Raw genomic sequence first — 14,531 nt, 5'->3', positions numbered from 1 at the left:
GGCATGAAGATCCTGATCAGCGCCGACATGGAGGGCGCCACCGGTGTGACCTGGCCGGCCGACGTGCTGCCCGGCACACCGCAGTGGGAGCGGTGCCGCTCGCTGTTCACCTCCGACGTGAACGCCGCCGTGCTCGGCTTCTTCGACGGGGGCGCCGACGAGGTGCTCGTCAACGAGGCGCACTGGACCATGCGCAACCTGCTCCTGGAGCAGCTCGACGTGCGGGCCGAGATGCTCACCGGACGGCACAAGTCGCTGTCCATGGTCGAGGGCGTGCAGCACGCGGACGTCGACGGCATCGCCTTCGTCGGCTACCACGCGGGCGCAGGCGCGGAGGGCGTCCTCGCGCACACCTATCTGGCCAACCAGATCACCGGCGTGTGGGTCGACGGCGTCCGGGCCAGTGAGGGGCTCCTGAACTCCCATGTCGTCGCGGAGTACGGCGTACCGGTCGTCCTGGTCACCGGCGACGACCTGGCCTGCGAGGACGCCCTCGGCTACGCGCCCGGCGCCCTGAAGGTCGCCGTCAAGGACCACGTGTCGCGGTACGCGGCGATCTGCCGCACCCCGGCCCGCACGGCGGCCGACATCCGGGCCGCCGCCAAGGACGCGGTGCCCCTCGCCGTGCGGCACGAGCCGGTGGCCGGCGGGCCCTTCACGGTGGAGGTCGAGTTCGACGCGGAGCACCTGTCGATGGCGGTGACGGTCGTTCCGGGCGTGCGGCGCGTGGCGGAGCGGAAGGTCGCGTACACGAGCGACACCATGTACGAAGGCATTCGCACGTTCAAGGCGGTCACCACGATCGCCTCCGCCGCCGTCGAGGAGCAGTATGGCTGACCCGATCGACCAGCGCGCACTGGACGAAGTCGTCCGGTTCACCTCCGAGCTCATCCGCATCGACACCACCAACCACGGCGACGGCACCTGCCGCGAACGCCCCGCCGCCGAGTACGCCGCGCGGCGCCTCGCCGAGGCCGGTCTCGAACCGAAGCTCCTGGAACGCACCCCGGGCCGCACCAACGTCGTCGCCCGGATAGCGGGCGCCGACCCGGGCGCCGACGCGCTCCTGGTCCACGGCCACCTCGACGTCGTCCCCGCCGAGGCCGCCGACTGGAGCGTGCACCCCCTGTCCGGGGAGATCCGCGACGGCGTCGTGTGGGGGCGCGGCGCCATCGACATGAAGAACATGGACGCGATGATCCTCGCCGTCGTCCGGAGCTGGGCGCGGGCCGGGGCGCGGCCCCGCAGGGACATCGTGATCGCGTTCACCGCCGACGAGGAGGCCAGCGCGCTCGACGGCTCCGGCTTCCTCGCCGACCGGCACGCCGAGCTGTTCGAGGGCTGCACGGAAGGCGTCAGCGAGTCCGGCGCGTTCACCTTCCACGACGGCCGCGGCAACCAGCTCTACCCGATCGCCGCGGGCGAGCGCGGCACCGGCTGGCTCAAGCTCACCGCCCGCGGCACCGCGGGGCACGGCTCGAAGGTGAACCGCGCCAACGCGGTCAGCAGGATCGCCGCCGCCGTCGCCCGCATCGGTGAACACCGCTGGCCGGTGCGGCTCACCCCGACGGTGCGGGCGGCCCTGATCGCACTCGCCGAGCTGTACGGCCTCGAGGCGGACCCGGAGGCGCCCGGCTTCGACGTCGACGCCTTCATGGAGAAGCTCGGCCCCACCGCCGCGCTCGTCGAGCCCACGGTCCGCAACAGCGCCAACCCGACCATGCTGACGTCCGGCTACAAGGTCAACGTGGTCCCGGGGGAGGCCACCGCCTATGTGGACGGCCGATTCCTGCCCGGTGGCGAGGAAGAGTTCCGCACCACCCTTGACCGGCTCACGGGGCCGGACGTCGACTGGGAGTTCCATCACCGGGAGGTGGCCCTCCAGGCGCCGGTGGACACGCCCACGTTCGCCGGGATGCGGGCGGCCGTCCAGGAGTTCGCGCCGGAGGGCCACGTCCTTCCGTACTGCATGTCGGGAGGCACCGACGCCAAGCAGTTCTCGCGGCTCGGCATCCGCGGCTACGGCTTCTCGCCGCTGCGGACACCCGAGGGCTTCGACTACCAGGCGCTCTTCCACGGCGTCGACGAGCGGGTGCCGGTCGAGGCGCTGCACTTCGGCACCCGCGTACTCGACCGTTTTCTGCGCACGGCCTGACCGCTTCCCGCGCACGGCCCGACCGACCCCTGGGGGAGATGAACGACATGGCTCAGACCAAGCCCTACGGCTCGTGGCTGTCCCCGATCGACGCCGCGCTCGCGGCGGCCCACGACGGCAGTCCCGCATTCGTCGGTTTCGTCGGGGACGAGGCGTGGTGGACGGAGCCGCGCCCCACCGAGGGCGGCAGGCGCGCCCTGGTGCGGCGACGGCCGGACGGCCGCGAGGAGCCGGTGCTCCCCGCCCCCTGGGACGTCCGCAGCCGTGTCATCGAGTACGGCGGCCTGCCCTGGGCGGCGGACGCCCGCACGGGCGATTCGCGCGGACCGCTGCTCGTCTTCGCCGACCACGCCGACCAGCGCCTCTACGCGTACGAACCGGACGTGCCCGGGACCGAACCCAGACCCCTGACGCCGCTGTCCGCCGTCGGTGGCGGGCTGCGCTTCGCCGATCTGCGCCTGTGCCGGGACCGCGGCGAAGTGTGGTGCGTCCTGGAGGAGTTCACCGGCCCGGAGCCGACGGACGTCCGCCGGGTGGTGGCCGCCGTGCCCCTCGACGGCTCGGCCGCCGAGGACCGGTCCGCCGTGCGGGAGCTGTCCGACGGCCGGCACCGCTTCGTGACGGGCCCGCGGCTCGCACCGGACGGGGCCCGGGCCGCCTGGATCGCCTGGGACCACCCCCGGATGCCGTGGGACGGCACGGAGCTCCTGGTCGCCGACGTCCGCGCGGACGGCACCTTCGACACCCCCCTGGTGCTCGCGGGCGGCCCCGAGGAGTCCGTCGTCCAGGCCGAATGGGACCGGCAGGGACGGCTGCTGTTCGTCAGCGACCGCACCGGCTGGTGGAACCTGTACCGCACGGCACCCGAGGACGCGGCACCCGACGACGCGGCACCGGAGGGCACGGCACCCGACAGTGCGGCGCTCGCGCTGTGCCCCCGTGAGGAGGAGTTCGGCGGACCGCTCTGGCAGCTCGGCCTCAGCTGGTTCGCGCCCCTGGACAGCGGTCTGATCGCCGTCGTGCACGGCACCGGCGCCACCGCGCTCGGCATACTCGACCCCGAGACCGGCGAGGTCGTCGACGCGGCCGGGCCCTGGTCGGAGTGGTCGGCCTCGCTCGCCGTCCACGGCACCCGCGTCGCCGGGATCGCCGCGAGCCCCCGCAGCGCCTACGAGGTCGTGGAGCTGGACACCCGCACCGGGCGGGCCCGTGTCATCGGCGCCGCGCACGACGACCCCGTCGACCCCACGTACTACCCCGAACCGCAGATCCGCACCTTCCTCGGCCCCGAGGGGCGCGAGATCCACGCCCACATCTACCCGCCGCACCACCCCGGCCACCTCGCGCCCGACGACGAGCTGCCGCCGTACGTGGTGTGGGCGCACGGCGGCCCCACCAGCCGCGCGCCCCTCGTCCTCGACCTGGCCATCGCGTACTTCACCTCACGCGGCATCGGCGTCGCCGAGGTCAACTACGGCGGCTCCACGGGATACGGCCGCGCCTACCGCAACCGGCTCCGGGAGCAGTGGGGCGCCGTCGACGTCGACGACTGCGCGGCCGTGGCGCTCGCCCTGGCCGACGAGGGCACCGCCGACCGGGCGCGGCTCGCGATCCGCGGGGGCAGCGCGGGCGGCTGGACGACGGCGGCCTCACTGGCGACCACCGACGTGTACGCCTGCGGCACGATCCTCTACCCCGTCCTCGACCTGGAATCCTGGCGCGACGGGGAGACCCACGACTTCGAGTCGCAGTATCCGGAGACGCTCATCGGCCCCTACGCCGAGGTGCCCGGCCGGTACGAGGAGCGGTCGCCCGCCCGCCACGCCGACCGGATCACCGCCCCGTTCCTGCTGCTCCAGGGCCTGGACGACGTGATCTGTCCGCCCGCCCAGTGCGAGCTGCTCCTGGAGCGCATGGAGCGACGCGGCGTGCCGCACGCCTACATCGCCTTCGAGGGGGAGGGGCACGGGTTCCGGCGGGCGGAGACGGTCGTCCGGGTCCTGGAGGCGGAGCTGTCCCTGTACGCGCAGGTGTTCCACCTCGACCCGGCGGGCGGGACGCCGACGCTGGAGCTGGCCAAGTGACCGGCGCCGTCCCCGCGGCCCCCCTGGTCCGGCCCCCGCGACTGCGTCCCGGCGCGCGGGTCGCCGTCGTCGCCCCGAGCGGGCCCGTACCCGAGGACCGGCTTCAGGCGGGGCTCGACATCCTGCGCGGCTGGGACCTGGACCCGGTCGCCGCCCCGCACGCCCTCGACCGGCATCCGGAGCTCGACCACCTCGCGGGCGCCGACGCCGCCCGGGCCCGGGACCTGGAGCGGGCCTGGTGCGACCCGTCGGTGTCGGCGGTGTTCTGCGCGCGCGGCGGGTACGGAGCCGCGCGGATGGCGGACCTCGTGGACTGGAACGCCCTGCGCGCGGCCGGGCCCAAGGTGTTCCTCGGGTTCAGCGACATCACCACGCTGCACGAGGCGTTCGCGCTCCGGCTCGGCCTCGTGACGCTGCACGGGCCGATGGTCGCGGGCGCCGACTTCCTCAAGAACGCGCGGGCCCAGGAACACCTGCGCCGCACGCTGTTCGAACCCGAGGCGGTCCAGGTCGTCGCCGCGCCCGGCCGTGCCCTGGTGGGCGGCAGGGCGCGCGGGGTCACCCTCGGCGGCTGCCTCTCGCTGCTCTCGGCCGACGTGGGGGTGCCCGCGGCGCGGCGGTCCGCGCGGGGCGGGCTGCTGTTCCTGGAGGACACGGGCGAGGAGCCGTACCGGATCGACCGCTGCCTGACGCAGCTCCTGCGCGCCGGATGGCTGACGGGGGTCGCGGGGGTCGCCCTCGGCTCCTGGGAGGAGTGCGGTCCCTACGACGCCGTGCGCGCCGTGCTGCTCGACCGGCTCGGGGACCTGGGCGTACCGCTCGTGGAGGACTTCGGCTTCGGGCACTGCGACGGGTCGCTCACGGTGCCGTTCGGTGTGCCGGGCGAGCTGGACGCGGACGCGGGAGTGCTCCGACTGGACGTGCCCGCGCTCACCCCGTGAGCCCCGAGCCGACACCTACCGGCCGGTAGGCGGTTGTCCTCTGCGTGAAGGTCCTCGCACTCCGTGTATCCCGGTCGCCCCGGGCAGCCCGCGCCCTGCCCGGGGCGGGCCCGCCCCGCCGCCGCAGCCGGCGTGCCCTGCGTCGCGGGCTCACCGCGCTGGCAGGCGCCGCGCTGCTCGCACCGCTCGTGCTCGCCGCGCCCGTCGCCGGGGCGGACGAGGAGCGGGGCGGCGCGCGGGCCGACGGGGAGCGGGGTGGCACACGGGCTGACGGTGAGCGGGGTGGCGTACGGGCTGACGGTGAGCGGGGTGGCGTACGGGCTGACGGGCGGGGCGCCGCACGGGCGGGCACCGGCGGGTACACCGTCACGCCGCTGAAGTTCACCGTCCCCGCCGGCGGCCGGAACTGCACCGTCGACGCCGACCTGTACCGGCCCACGGGCGTCGACCGCGCCCACCCCGCGCCCGCCGTCCTCGCGACCAACGGGTTCGGCGGCAACAAGTCGGACGCGCCCACCGCCGCCCTCGGCAAGGCGGTCGCCGCGCGGGGATACGTCGGGCTCGTCTACTCCGGGCTCGGTTTCGGCGCCTCGGGGTGCCTGATCTCCCTGGACGACCCGGAGATCGACGGCCGCGCGGCGTCCGGGCTGCTCGATTTCCTCGCCGGAGCACGCGCCGCCGACGACGGCACCGTGGCCGACTTCGTCACCCGGGACGGCAGGGACGACCCGCGCGTCGGCATGCTCGGCGCGTCCTACGGCGGAGCCGTCCAGCTGGCGACGGCCGCCGTGGACCACCGCGTCGACGCCCTGGTCCCGCTGATCACCTGGCACGACCTGGCGTACTCGCTCGCGCCCAACAGCGCCGTCGAGCCCCCGGGGGCGCGCCGGGAGGTACCGGGAGCGGCGAAGTGGCAGTGGATCAGAGGCTTCCACCTGACGGGCGAGGGGCAGCCGCTCGTCGCGCCGAGCCTTGACCCGACCCGCCTCAACGGCCCGGAGTGCCTGCACTTCGTCACCCAGGCGTGCACGGCCTTCCGCACCCTCACCTCCGGCCACTATCCCGCGGCCGAGAGCCGGCGCGTGCTCGACTTCGTACGCAGCGTGTCGCCCGTCTCCTACCTGCCGAAGGTCCGGGCGCCCACCCTGCTCGTCCAGGGCCAGGCCGACACGCTCTTCAACCTCAACGAGGCCGCGGCGACGTACCGGACCCTCAAGCGGCAGGGCACCCCCGCCAAGATGATCTGGCAGGCCTGGGGCCACAGCCGCGGCATGGACGCCCCACCCGCGGGGGAACTCGACCTCGGCGACGGCACCCTCGCGACGAGCTACGTCGGCAGGCGCGTCCTCGCCTGGTTCGAGAGGTACCTGCGCCACGACCGGCGGGCCGACACCGGCCCCGACTTCGCCTACCACCGGGACTGGATCGACGACCCGGCCCGCGCCTACGCCACCGCGCCCGCCGTCCCCGCGCCCACCAGGTCCCTGTATCTGTCCGGCGACGGCAGACTCGTCGACCGTCCGGGCGACGTGGTCCCCGGCAGTCGCGCGTACCGCAACCTGTCGACGCCCACCAGCCACTCGGAGAGTTCGCTCGCGGGCCTGATCGGTCTGCCCGACCCGCCGCCGTACGACACCGCCGACACCTACCTGAGCTGGACGACCGCGCCGCTGACCGCACCCCTCGACGTCGTCGGCGCGCCCCGCGCGAGGCTCCGGGTCCGCTCACCGGCGACCGAACGCGTGCAGGGCTCCGGGGACGCCGCCGACCGACTGGTCCTCTTCGCCAAGCTGTACGACGTCGCGCCGAACGGCGTCAGGACGCTGGTGCGGCGCCTCGTCGCCCCCGTGCGGGTGCCCGATGTGCGTGAGGCGTTCACGCTGACGCTGCCGGGGACGGTGCACCGGTACGACACGGGGCACCGGTTGCAGTTCGTGATCGCGGCCAGCGACGCGGCGTACATCGGGAACCGGGGCGTGAAGCCGGTGACGGTGACCAACGGACGCGGCGATCCGGGCGAGCTGCGGCTGCCCGTCGCGCCGTGAACCCGAGCCGTAACCGTCACCCGGACGGCCCACCCCGCCCCGCCTCCGGCGACACCCACCGCGCGGGATGCCGTACGGCTGCCCATGCTGGACCCGGGGGGAGCGGCCGGCGCTTCGACGGAACGGAAGGGTCCACACATGAGCCCCAGGAGCTCCAAGGGCGGTTCGCAGGGGCCGTCCACGGCACGGCAGGGCGGCATCGGCGATCTGATGACGCCCGGCCGGGTGGCCGTCGCGGTGATCGCGGCCCTCACCCTGGTCTTCATCTTCGAGAACACCCGCAGCACCAAGATCCGGCTGCTGATCCCCGAGGTCACCATGCCGCTGTGGATGGCGCTCCTCGGCACCGGCCTGATCGGCGCCCTGTGCGGGGCGTTCTTCCTCAGCCGCCGCCGGTGACGGCGGTCACGCGCGGGCGCCCGGGCTGAGGGCCCGCACCGCCGGGTAGCGTGGCCGGATGCTGCGCATGCACCCCGTCACCTTCGCCGAAGGGCCCCGCGTGGGCATACGCCCCTACACCCGCGCCGACGGCGTCGAGTTCGCACGGCGGGCACGGGAGAGCCGCGGCCTGCACCGGCCCTGGCTGTTCCCGCCGACCACCGTGGAGAAGTACGCCGGCTACGCGGACGGGCTCATCGAGGACCCCGCCAAGGCCGGTTTCCTCGTGTACGAACGGGCGGGCGGCGCCCTCGCGGGCTTCATCAACGTCAACGACATCGTCGAGGGCGGCTTCCGCAGCGGCTCCCTCGGCTACGGCGCCTTCGCGCACGCCGCGGGGCGCGGCTTCATGCGGGAAGGGCTCGGGCTCGTGGTGCGGTACGCGTTCGGGGAGCTGCGGCTGCACCGCCTGGAGATCAACGTGCAGCCCGGCAACGCCGCCTCCATCGCGCTCGCCCGCGGCGCCGGGTTCCGCCTCGAGGGCTTCTCACCCGAGTTCCTCTTCATCGACGGCGCCTGGCGCGACCACCAGCGCTGGGCCCTCACCACCGGGATGCGGGCCCGCGACGCGGCCGGGAAAGGGCGTTGAGCCAGCCGGTGCCCGTCGCGGAGGATGGCGGCATGCGAAACACCGTGCTCATCGACGCCCCCTCCAACCTGGGCCTGCGCCCACCCGCCCCCGGTACCGTCCCCGGCTGCTACAAACTCGCCGGAGCCCTGCGCGAACGGGGCATCCTGCGCCGTCTGGGCGCCGTGGAGGGCGGCGTGGTGGTGCCGCCGCGCTACGACCGCGGCGACTGGAAGGAGGGCGACGGCGTCTTCAACGCGGCCGCCATCGCCGCCTACACACCGCGCCTCGCCGACCGCATCGAAACGCATGTCCGCGCCGGTGACCTGCCCGTCGTCCTCGGCGGCGACTGCTCCATCCAACTCGGCGCGTCCCTGGCGCTGCGGCGCCTGGGACGGTACGGACTCGCCGCGATCGACGCGTCCGCCGACTTCCGCCACCCGGGCAACTCCGACCACGTGGGCGCCGCGGGCGGCGAGGAACTGGCGCTCGCCACCGGCCGCGGCCAGGACGACCTCACCGACATCGAAGGCCTGCGCCCCTATCTGCGCGACGAGGACGTGCGCCTCTTCGGGATGCGCGACGAGGACGAGGACCGGGGCGAGCTCGGCGCCCTGCGGATACCCACGGTCACGGTCGGCGAACTGCGCCAGTGGGGCGCCGCCGACGTGGCCCGCACCGCCCTCAAGGGCCTGGAGCACACCGCGCTCGACGGCTTCTGGGTGCACCTCGACGCCGATGTGCTCGACCCCTCCGTGATGCCGGCCGTCGACAGCCCCGACGCGGACGGCCTGCACCCCGACGAACTGCTCGCGCTGCTGCGCCCGCTGGTGCGCTCCCCGCGCTGTGCCGGGCTCAACGTGACGATCTACGACCCCGACCTCGACCCGGACGGCGCCGCGGGCGACGTGCTCACCGACGTCGTGGTGGCGGCCCTCGCACCGTCCTGACCGGCAGGCGGCCTGGCCGGGGCGGCGCCGAGCGTGTTCCATGGCACCATCCGTGAACCGAGCAGGGCGCGTTGGCGACGACCGTACGGCGTGACGTACTGACCCTGCCGGCAGCCGGATTGGGGGCGGACAACCCGCTGCCGCCGCTCAGGCCGCCCGCCCGGGTGCACCGCGTCGGGGACCGGGACAGGCAGACGCTGCCGCGCGACATGGCGCGGCAACTCGCGTACGAGCCGCTGCGGTCCGTGCTGCCCGCACGGATTCGCGACGGCTACGGCCGCGAGCGCACCCCCACCGACTTCGAGACGATCGTCATCGAGAACGAGCGGCTGCGCGTCACCGTGCTCCCCGGTCTCGGCGGCAGGATCCACTCCCTGCACCACAAGCGGACGGGACGCGAACTGCTCTATCGCAACCCGGTGTTCCAGCCGGCCGCCTTCGCGCTCAACGGCGCCTGGTACTCCGGCGGCGTCGAGTGGAACATCGGCGCCACCGGCCACACCGCGCTGTCCTGCGCACCGCTGCACGCCGCCAGGGTGAGCGCGCCCGACGGCGGCGAGATGGTGCGCCTCTGGGAGTGGGAGCGGCTGCGCGACACCCCCTTCCAGGTCGACCTGTGGCTGCCCGCGGACTCCGACTTCCTGTACGTCGGCGTACGCGTCCGCAATCCGCACGAGAAGCCGGTGCCCGTCTACTGGTGGTCCAACGCCGCCGTGCCCGAGGACCGCAGGGTGCTCGCCCCCGCCGACGAGGCCTGGCACCACGACTGCACGCACGCGCTGCGCAAGGTCCCGGTGCCCGAGCACGACGGCGTGGACCGCACCCACCCCACGCGCGGCGAGTTCTCCGCCGACTACTTCTACGACGTGCCCGAGGGGACGCGCCCCTGGATCGCCGCGGTCGACGCGGACGGACACGGCGTCGTGCAGACGTCCACGCCCCTGTTGCGCGGCCGCAAGCTCTTCGTGTGGGGGAGCGGGCCCGGCGGGCGGCGCTGGCAGGAGTGGCTGACCGAGCCGGGCACCGGCGGGTACGCGGAGATCCAGGCGGGTCTCGCCCGCACCCAGCAGGAGCACGTACGGCTCGACGCGGAGAGCGAGTTCGCGTGGATGGAGGCGTACGGCCCGCTGTCCGTGGCACCGGACACGGCGTACGGCGACGACTGGGCGGCGGCCAGGAACGAGGTGGGCGCACGGCTCGCCGAGGCACTGCCCGAGCGGGCGGTCGCGGCCGCGTACGAGCGGTGGCGGCCGTACGCCGACACCGAACCCGGAGAGGTCCTCGCCACCGGCTCGGGCTGGGGCGCGCTCGAAGTGCTGCGCGCCGGGTACGAGCTGCCCGGCACACCGTTCCCCGAGGCCACGCTCGGGCCCGAGCAGGAGCCGTGGCGCGAACTGCTGCACAGCGGCGCCGTGCCCGAGCCCCGGCGGGTCGCGCCGCCAGGACCTACGCTGGTCGCCCGGCACTGGCGGGACATGCTGGAGACCGCGCCCGCACGGCCGCACGCCGAGTACCACCTGGGGGTGGCGCAGTGGCACGCCGGGGACCTGGCGCAGGCGGTGCGCAGTTGGGAGCGCGGGCTCGCGCTCGCGCCGTCCCGCTGGCCGCTGCTGCGCTGCCTGGCCGTCGCCGACCGGGAGTCCGGGCACGGGGAGCGGGCCGCCGACCGGTACGCGGAGGCCTTCGACGACCTGTGCGCGGAGCGGCGCGACGACGGGGCCGCGTGGGTCGCGGCGACCGCGGCGCTCGGCCGTGAGGCCCTCGACGCGCTCCTCGCCGTGGGGCGCCACGAGGCGGCCCGGGGCGTGTGGGCACGGCTGCACCCCGGCACGCGGGCGACGGGACGCTTCCGCCTGATCGAGGCGCGGCTGCTGCTCGCCGAGGGCGAGGCCGCCGCGGCGCTCGCCGTCTTCACCGACGGCTTCGAGGTCGCGGACCTGCGGGAGGGCGAGGAGAGCATCGGCCAGGTGTGGGCGGCCCTGTCGGACGAACCGCTGCCGGGCAGGTACGACTTCCGCAGGCGCCCGTAGGCCCGCCGGGCCCCGGGCGCGCGCGGCGGCCCGTCCCCGGGCGGGGCGGGCCGACGCGCGGCGGGCGGAAGGTCGCGGAAGGTCAGGGCGTGGGGGCCACCTTGCGGTCGACGTACTCGAAGACGGCGCCGTCGGGGTGCATCGCGATGAGGTTGCGGCCCGCGGGTGTGGGCACGGGCCCGGCGACGATGTGCGCCCCGGACGCGCTGAGCGTGGCGAGCGCCTCGTCGACGTCCTTGACGGCGATCGTCGCGCCGACCTTGCGCAGGACCTCGAGCTCCGCCTCGGGTCCGCTCATGAGCAGGAAGCAGCCGACCGAGGCCACGGACACGCCGCCCCGCTCGAAACGCATCGCTGTGCTGCCCGTCAGCCGTTCGTAGAACGCGACGGACGCCTCCAAGTCCCTGACGCAGACACGCAGCACGGTTCCCAGGATCTCCATGGGGACGAGCCTAGTTGGCGTCGTGGCGCCAGGAGATCCATTCCGCCCACCTCGCGCCCACCGCGACAGCGAGGCGGCCGCCACCCGTTACGCGGCGCGGGCCGGGGGTACCCGGGGGTCCCGACAGCTCCGTACAGGAAGGACGAGAACATGCCGGTCCAGGACCAGAACGTACCGCTGCCGGACAGGACGTTGGGCGACGTGCTGTCGCAGGTCGTCCGCGACGCGGTGCACGAGTCCCTGCGCCAGACGCTGCGTGACGAACTCCGCGACGAACTGCGCGCGGAGCTGTCCCACGCCGCGGCCAAGCAGCGCCGCAAGGCCGCCCTGTACGCCACCTCCGGTGCCCTCACGCTGTACGCGGGTGCCGCGGCCGCGCTCACCGTCGGCCTGGCGCTCGCGCTCGGCCTGCCCGACTGGGCCGCCGCGCTGATCGTGACCGTGCTGCTCGCCGGTGCCGCCGTGCTGACGCGCAACGCGGCCCGGCCGTCCCCGAAGGGCTCCCGGGCGAGCGCACCGCAGGCCCCTGTGGGAGACCGTGCGGCGACCCACGGCACGCCCGCGGCTCCTCCTGTGCCCGCGGCACCCGTGCCCGCCGCGACCGCCGCGACGGCGGCTCCCGCGATGCCCGCGACTCCCGCAACTCCCGCGGCCCCAGTGCCCCCTGCGGCCCCCGCGGCTCCCGCGACGCCTCCCGCCGCCGCCCCCACCGGCGGCATCGCGGGCTTCCCCTCGGTTCCGTCGGACGGTACCCAGCAGCAGCCCGACTCCTCCGGCACGCGCACGCGGTGACGCGGACGCCCCACCCGGCGCCGGTCAGGGCGTGAAGCCCGCCCGCGCGACGACTTCGGCCGCGATGTCACCCACCGGTCTGCCGTCCGTCGGCACCCGGTGGGTGCCTGGCGTCACCGAGGCGTCGAGACGCCGGGCCATGTACGCGCTGCGCCGCAGCTGCTGATCGAGTTCCGATCCCACGTCACGCCCCCGCAGGCGCTGTTCGACGGTGGCGTCGGTGGCGGTGAGGAGCACCCGGACCAGCCGGGGGCGGCCGAGGGCCTCGGTGAACAGCCACTCCTCGGACGGCAGGACGGCGGCGGTGTTGGTGTACACGAGGCGGCGGCAGCCGAGGGCCGCGTAGTTCGCCCACAGCGCGGCGAGGTTGCGGCAGGTGAGCAGGGAACGGTGCGGATCGTCCGGTGGCGCGGGGTGCACGGTGTCGAGCAGATCGCCCTCAATCAGGGCGTGCCCCACGTCGGCGGCTCGCAGCCGTGCCGCGATCTCCCGGCCCACCGACGACTTGCCCACGCCCGAGCGCCCGCCGATCAGGAGGACGTGGGGTGCGTGTCCGTCGTCCGGGACGACTGTGTGCTGCCCGAGTTCGGTGTGCCTGGTGATGTGCCTGGTGTGCTCTGCGTGCTCGGGGCGACTGGCATACTCAGGGTATCTGGCGCGTTCGGGGTGTCTGGCGCGCTCGGCGCCGCGTTCGGCTTCCATGGTGTGCGAGCGTGCCGGGTCCCGGCCCTCTCACGCGACCCGGTATTCCTGCACGTCCGATGTGCGCAGCAGCAGGCCGTGGCCCGTGCCGCCGTCCGGGCGGACGGTGCCGCCGGTGGGGTCGAGGGCGCCGTCGAAGAACATCGACTCTATCCGGACGTGGTCGTGGAACCACTCCACGTGCCGCAGGTTCGGCACGCACGCGGCGGCCGCCACATGCGCGTGCGGGGCGCCACGCGCCGAGATCTCCAGGCCGTGCGCCTCGGCGAGCGCGGCGGCGCGCAGCCAGCCGGTGAGGCCGCCGCAGCGGGTGGCGTCGGCCTGGAGGCAGTCGACGGACGGGACGGTGCGGGCGAAGTACGGCAGGTCGGACCCGCGTCCGCCCGCCACCACGTCACTGACGAGCGCGTCGCGCACCAGGCCGAGCCCGTGCAGGTCGTCCGCCGCCACCGGCTCCTCGAACCAGCCCACGCCGTGCTCGGCGAGCACCCGCCCGATCCGCACGGCCTGCTTGCGCGTGTACGCGCCACCCGCGTCCACGTACAACTCCGCCTGCCTGCCGACGACTTCACGTGCCGTGCGCACGCGGGCCACGTCACGGGCCGCGGCGCGCCCCCAGCTCTCCCCGATCTTGATCTTGACGCGCGGGATGCTCTGCCCGTGCACCCAGCCGTTGAGCTGGGCCGCGAGATGGGTGTCGTGGTACGTGGTGAAGCCGCCGCTGCCGTAGACGGGGACCTCGTCACGGGCCGCGCCGACCAGGCGCACCAGCGGCACTTCGAGCAGCCGGGCCTTGAGGTCCCACAGGGCGATGTCGAGCGCCGATATCGCCCGGCACGCGAGGCCCTGGGGGCCGGTGTCGCGCACCGCCTTGACCAGCGCGTCGTGCGCCGCGGGGATGGCGAAGGCGTCACGGCCGCCGAGCACGGGGGAGAGGACTTCCTTGACCAGGCCGACGGTGGCGGCGGGGGCGTACGTCCAGCCGGTGCCGGTGGCGCCGCCTCCGGTCACCTCCACCACGACGATCGTGGTGGCGTCCCACGCGAACGTGCCGTCGGCCTCCGGGGCGTCCGCCGGGATCGTGTACGCCGACACGGCGGGGGCCTCCACGCGGACGGGTCCGGAGTCGGGCATGGGCGGCCTTTCGCCTGGGTCTGATGTGTCGCCGGCCCGGAACCGCGGGTGCGCGGGGGGCCGGCCGGGTCCCGGCGAGACCTCCGCGGCCTCGCGGGGACGGCCCGTCTCCCGGGTAGCCCGAAGGCGTGGCGGCAAACGGCGCGGTGTTTCGCCGCCGCGACCCAGGGCACGCGGGAAGCTCGCCCCGGAGCACACCTGACGTACCGGACAACGCCGGAGGACCACGTGAGCCGAACTTCCAGTCGCA

General features: G+C 74.7%; 13 protein-coding genes. 10 read left to right on the top strand and 3 right to left on the bottom strand.

Translation table 11 applies throughout. From position 1 onward, the window contains the following. Nucleotides 1-3 precede the first annotated feature (3 nt). From ACH4DX_RS09710 to ACH4DX_RS09670, 9 genes are all read left to right on the top strand, one after another. Entirely contained in the window at nt 4-837 is an 834-nt protein-coding gene (locus ACH4DX_RS09710; protein WP_398154684.1) for a M55 family metallopeptidase, read from the top strand. After that, the gene (locus ACH4DX_RS09705) at nt 830-2,155 is read left to right on the top strand and encodes a M20/M25/M40 family metallo-hydrolase (protein WP_398154683.1); all 1,326 of its coding nucleotides are present in this window, start codon (nt 830-832) and stop codon (nt 2,153-2,155) included. The genes ACH4DX_RS09710 and ACH4DX_RS09705 overlap by 8 nt, the downstream gene beginning before the upstream one ends. 38 nt (nt 2,156-2,193) lie before the next feature. Further along, on the top strand, nt 2,194-4,239 hold the full coding sequence (locus tag ACH4DX_RS09700; RefSeq protein ID WP_398154682.1) for an LpqB family beta-propeller domain-containing protein: 2,046 nt from the start codon (nt 2,194-2,196) through the stop codon (nt 4,237-4,239). Next, nucleotides 4,236-5,180 (top strand): LD-carboxypeptidase, encoded by a 945-nt coding sequence (locus ACH4DX_RS09695; protein ID WP_398154681.1) that lies wholly within the window; start codon nt 4,236-4,238, stop codon nt 5,178-5,180. Before ACH4DX_RS09700 ends, ACH4DX_RS09695 begins: the two co-directional genes overlap by 4 nt. A 44-nt stretch (nt 5,181-5,224) precedes the next feature. Then, nucleotides 5,225-7,225 (top strand): CocE/NonD family hydrolase, encoded by a 2,001-nt coding sequence (locus tag ACH4DX_RS09690; RefSeq protein ID WP_398154680.1) that lies wholly within the window; start codon nt 5,225-5,227, stop codon nt 7,223-7,225. A 138-nt stretch (nt 7,226-7,363) separates the two neighbouring features. Next, on the top strand, nt 7,364-7,624 hold the full coding sequence (locus ACH4DX_RS09685; RefSeq protein ID WP_398154679.1) for a hypothetical protein: 261 nt from the start codon (nt 7,364-7,366) through the stop codon (nt 7,622-7,624). A 58-nt stretch (nt 7,625-7,682) separates the two neighbouring features. Further along, nucleotides 7,683-8,252: a GNAT family N-acetyltransferase gene (locus ACH4DX_RS09680; protein WP_398154678.1), complete on the top strand. Its 570-nt coding sequence runs from the start codon at nt 7,683-7,685 to the stop codon at nt 8,250-8,252. A gap of 32 nt (nt 8,253-8,284) precedes the next feature. Continuing rightward, nucleotides 8,285-9,181 (top strand): arginase family protein, encoded by an 897-nt coding sequence (locus tag ACH4DX_RS09675; RefSeq protein ID WP_398154677.1) that lies wholly within the window; start codon nt 8,285-8,287, stop codon nt 9,179-9,181. Nucleotides 9,182-9,252: 71 nt separating this feature from the next. Next, a complete protein-coding gene (locus tag ACH4DX_RS09670) occupies nt 9,253-11,211 on the top strand; it encodes a DUF5107 domain-containing protein (RefSeq protein ID WP_398154676.1) in 1,959 nt (652 codons plus the stop codon). Nucleotides 11,212-11,293: 82 nt separating this feature from the next. Here the strand turns inward: ACH4DX_RS09670 and ACH4DX_RS09665 are convergent, their stop codons facing one another. Beyond that, nucleotides 11,294-11,653 carry a VOC family protein gene (locus tag ACH4DX_RS09665; RefSeq protein ID WP_398114989.1) on the bottom strand — a complete coding sequence of 120 codons (360 nt, stop codon included), beginning with the start codon at nt 11,651-11,653 and terminating at the stop codon, nt 11,294-11,296. A gap of 150 nt (nt 11,654-11,803) precedes the next feature. Between ACH4DX_RS09665 and ACH4DX_RS09660 the strand changes: the two genes are divergently transcribed. After that, nucleotides 11,804-12,445: a phage holin family protein gene (locus ACH4DX_RS09660; protein ID WP_398154675.1), complete on the top strand. Its 642-nt coding sequence runs from the start codon at nt 11,804-11,806 to the stop codon at nt 12,443-12,445. A gap of 24 nt (nt 12,446-12,469) precedes the next feature. On the opposite strand, the gene ACH4DX_RS09655 is transcribed toward ACH4DX_RS09660, so the two are convergent. Further along, the gene (locus ACH4DX_RS09655) at nt 12,470-12,979 is read right to left on the bottom strand and encodes a hypothetical protein (RefSeq protein ID WP_398154774.1); all 510 of its coding nucleotides are present in this window, start codon (nt 12,977-12,979) and stop codon (nt 12,470-12,472) included. Between the two features lie 198 nt (nt 12,980-13,177). Then, on the bottom strand, nt 13,178-14,281 hold the full coding sequence (locus ACH4DX_RS09650; protein WP_398154674.1) for an enolase C-terminal domain-like protein: 1,104 nt from the start codon (nt 14,279-14,281) through the stop codon (nt 13,178-13,180). Nucleotides 14,282-14,531: the final 250 nt, after the last annotated feature.

Source organism: Streptomyces sp. NPDC017940, assembly GCF_044328435.1.
In the GTDB taxonomy this organism is placed as follows: Bacteria; Actinomycetota; Actinomycetes; order Streptomycetales; family Streptomycetaceae; genus Streptomyces.
This window is presented reverse-complemented; position numbering and strand designations above follow the sequence as displayed.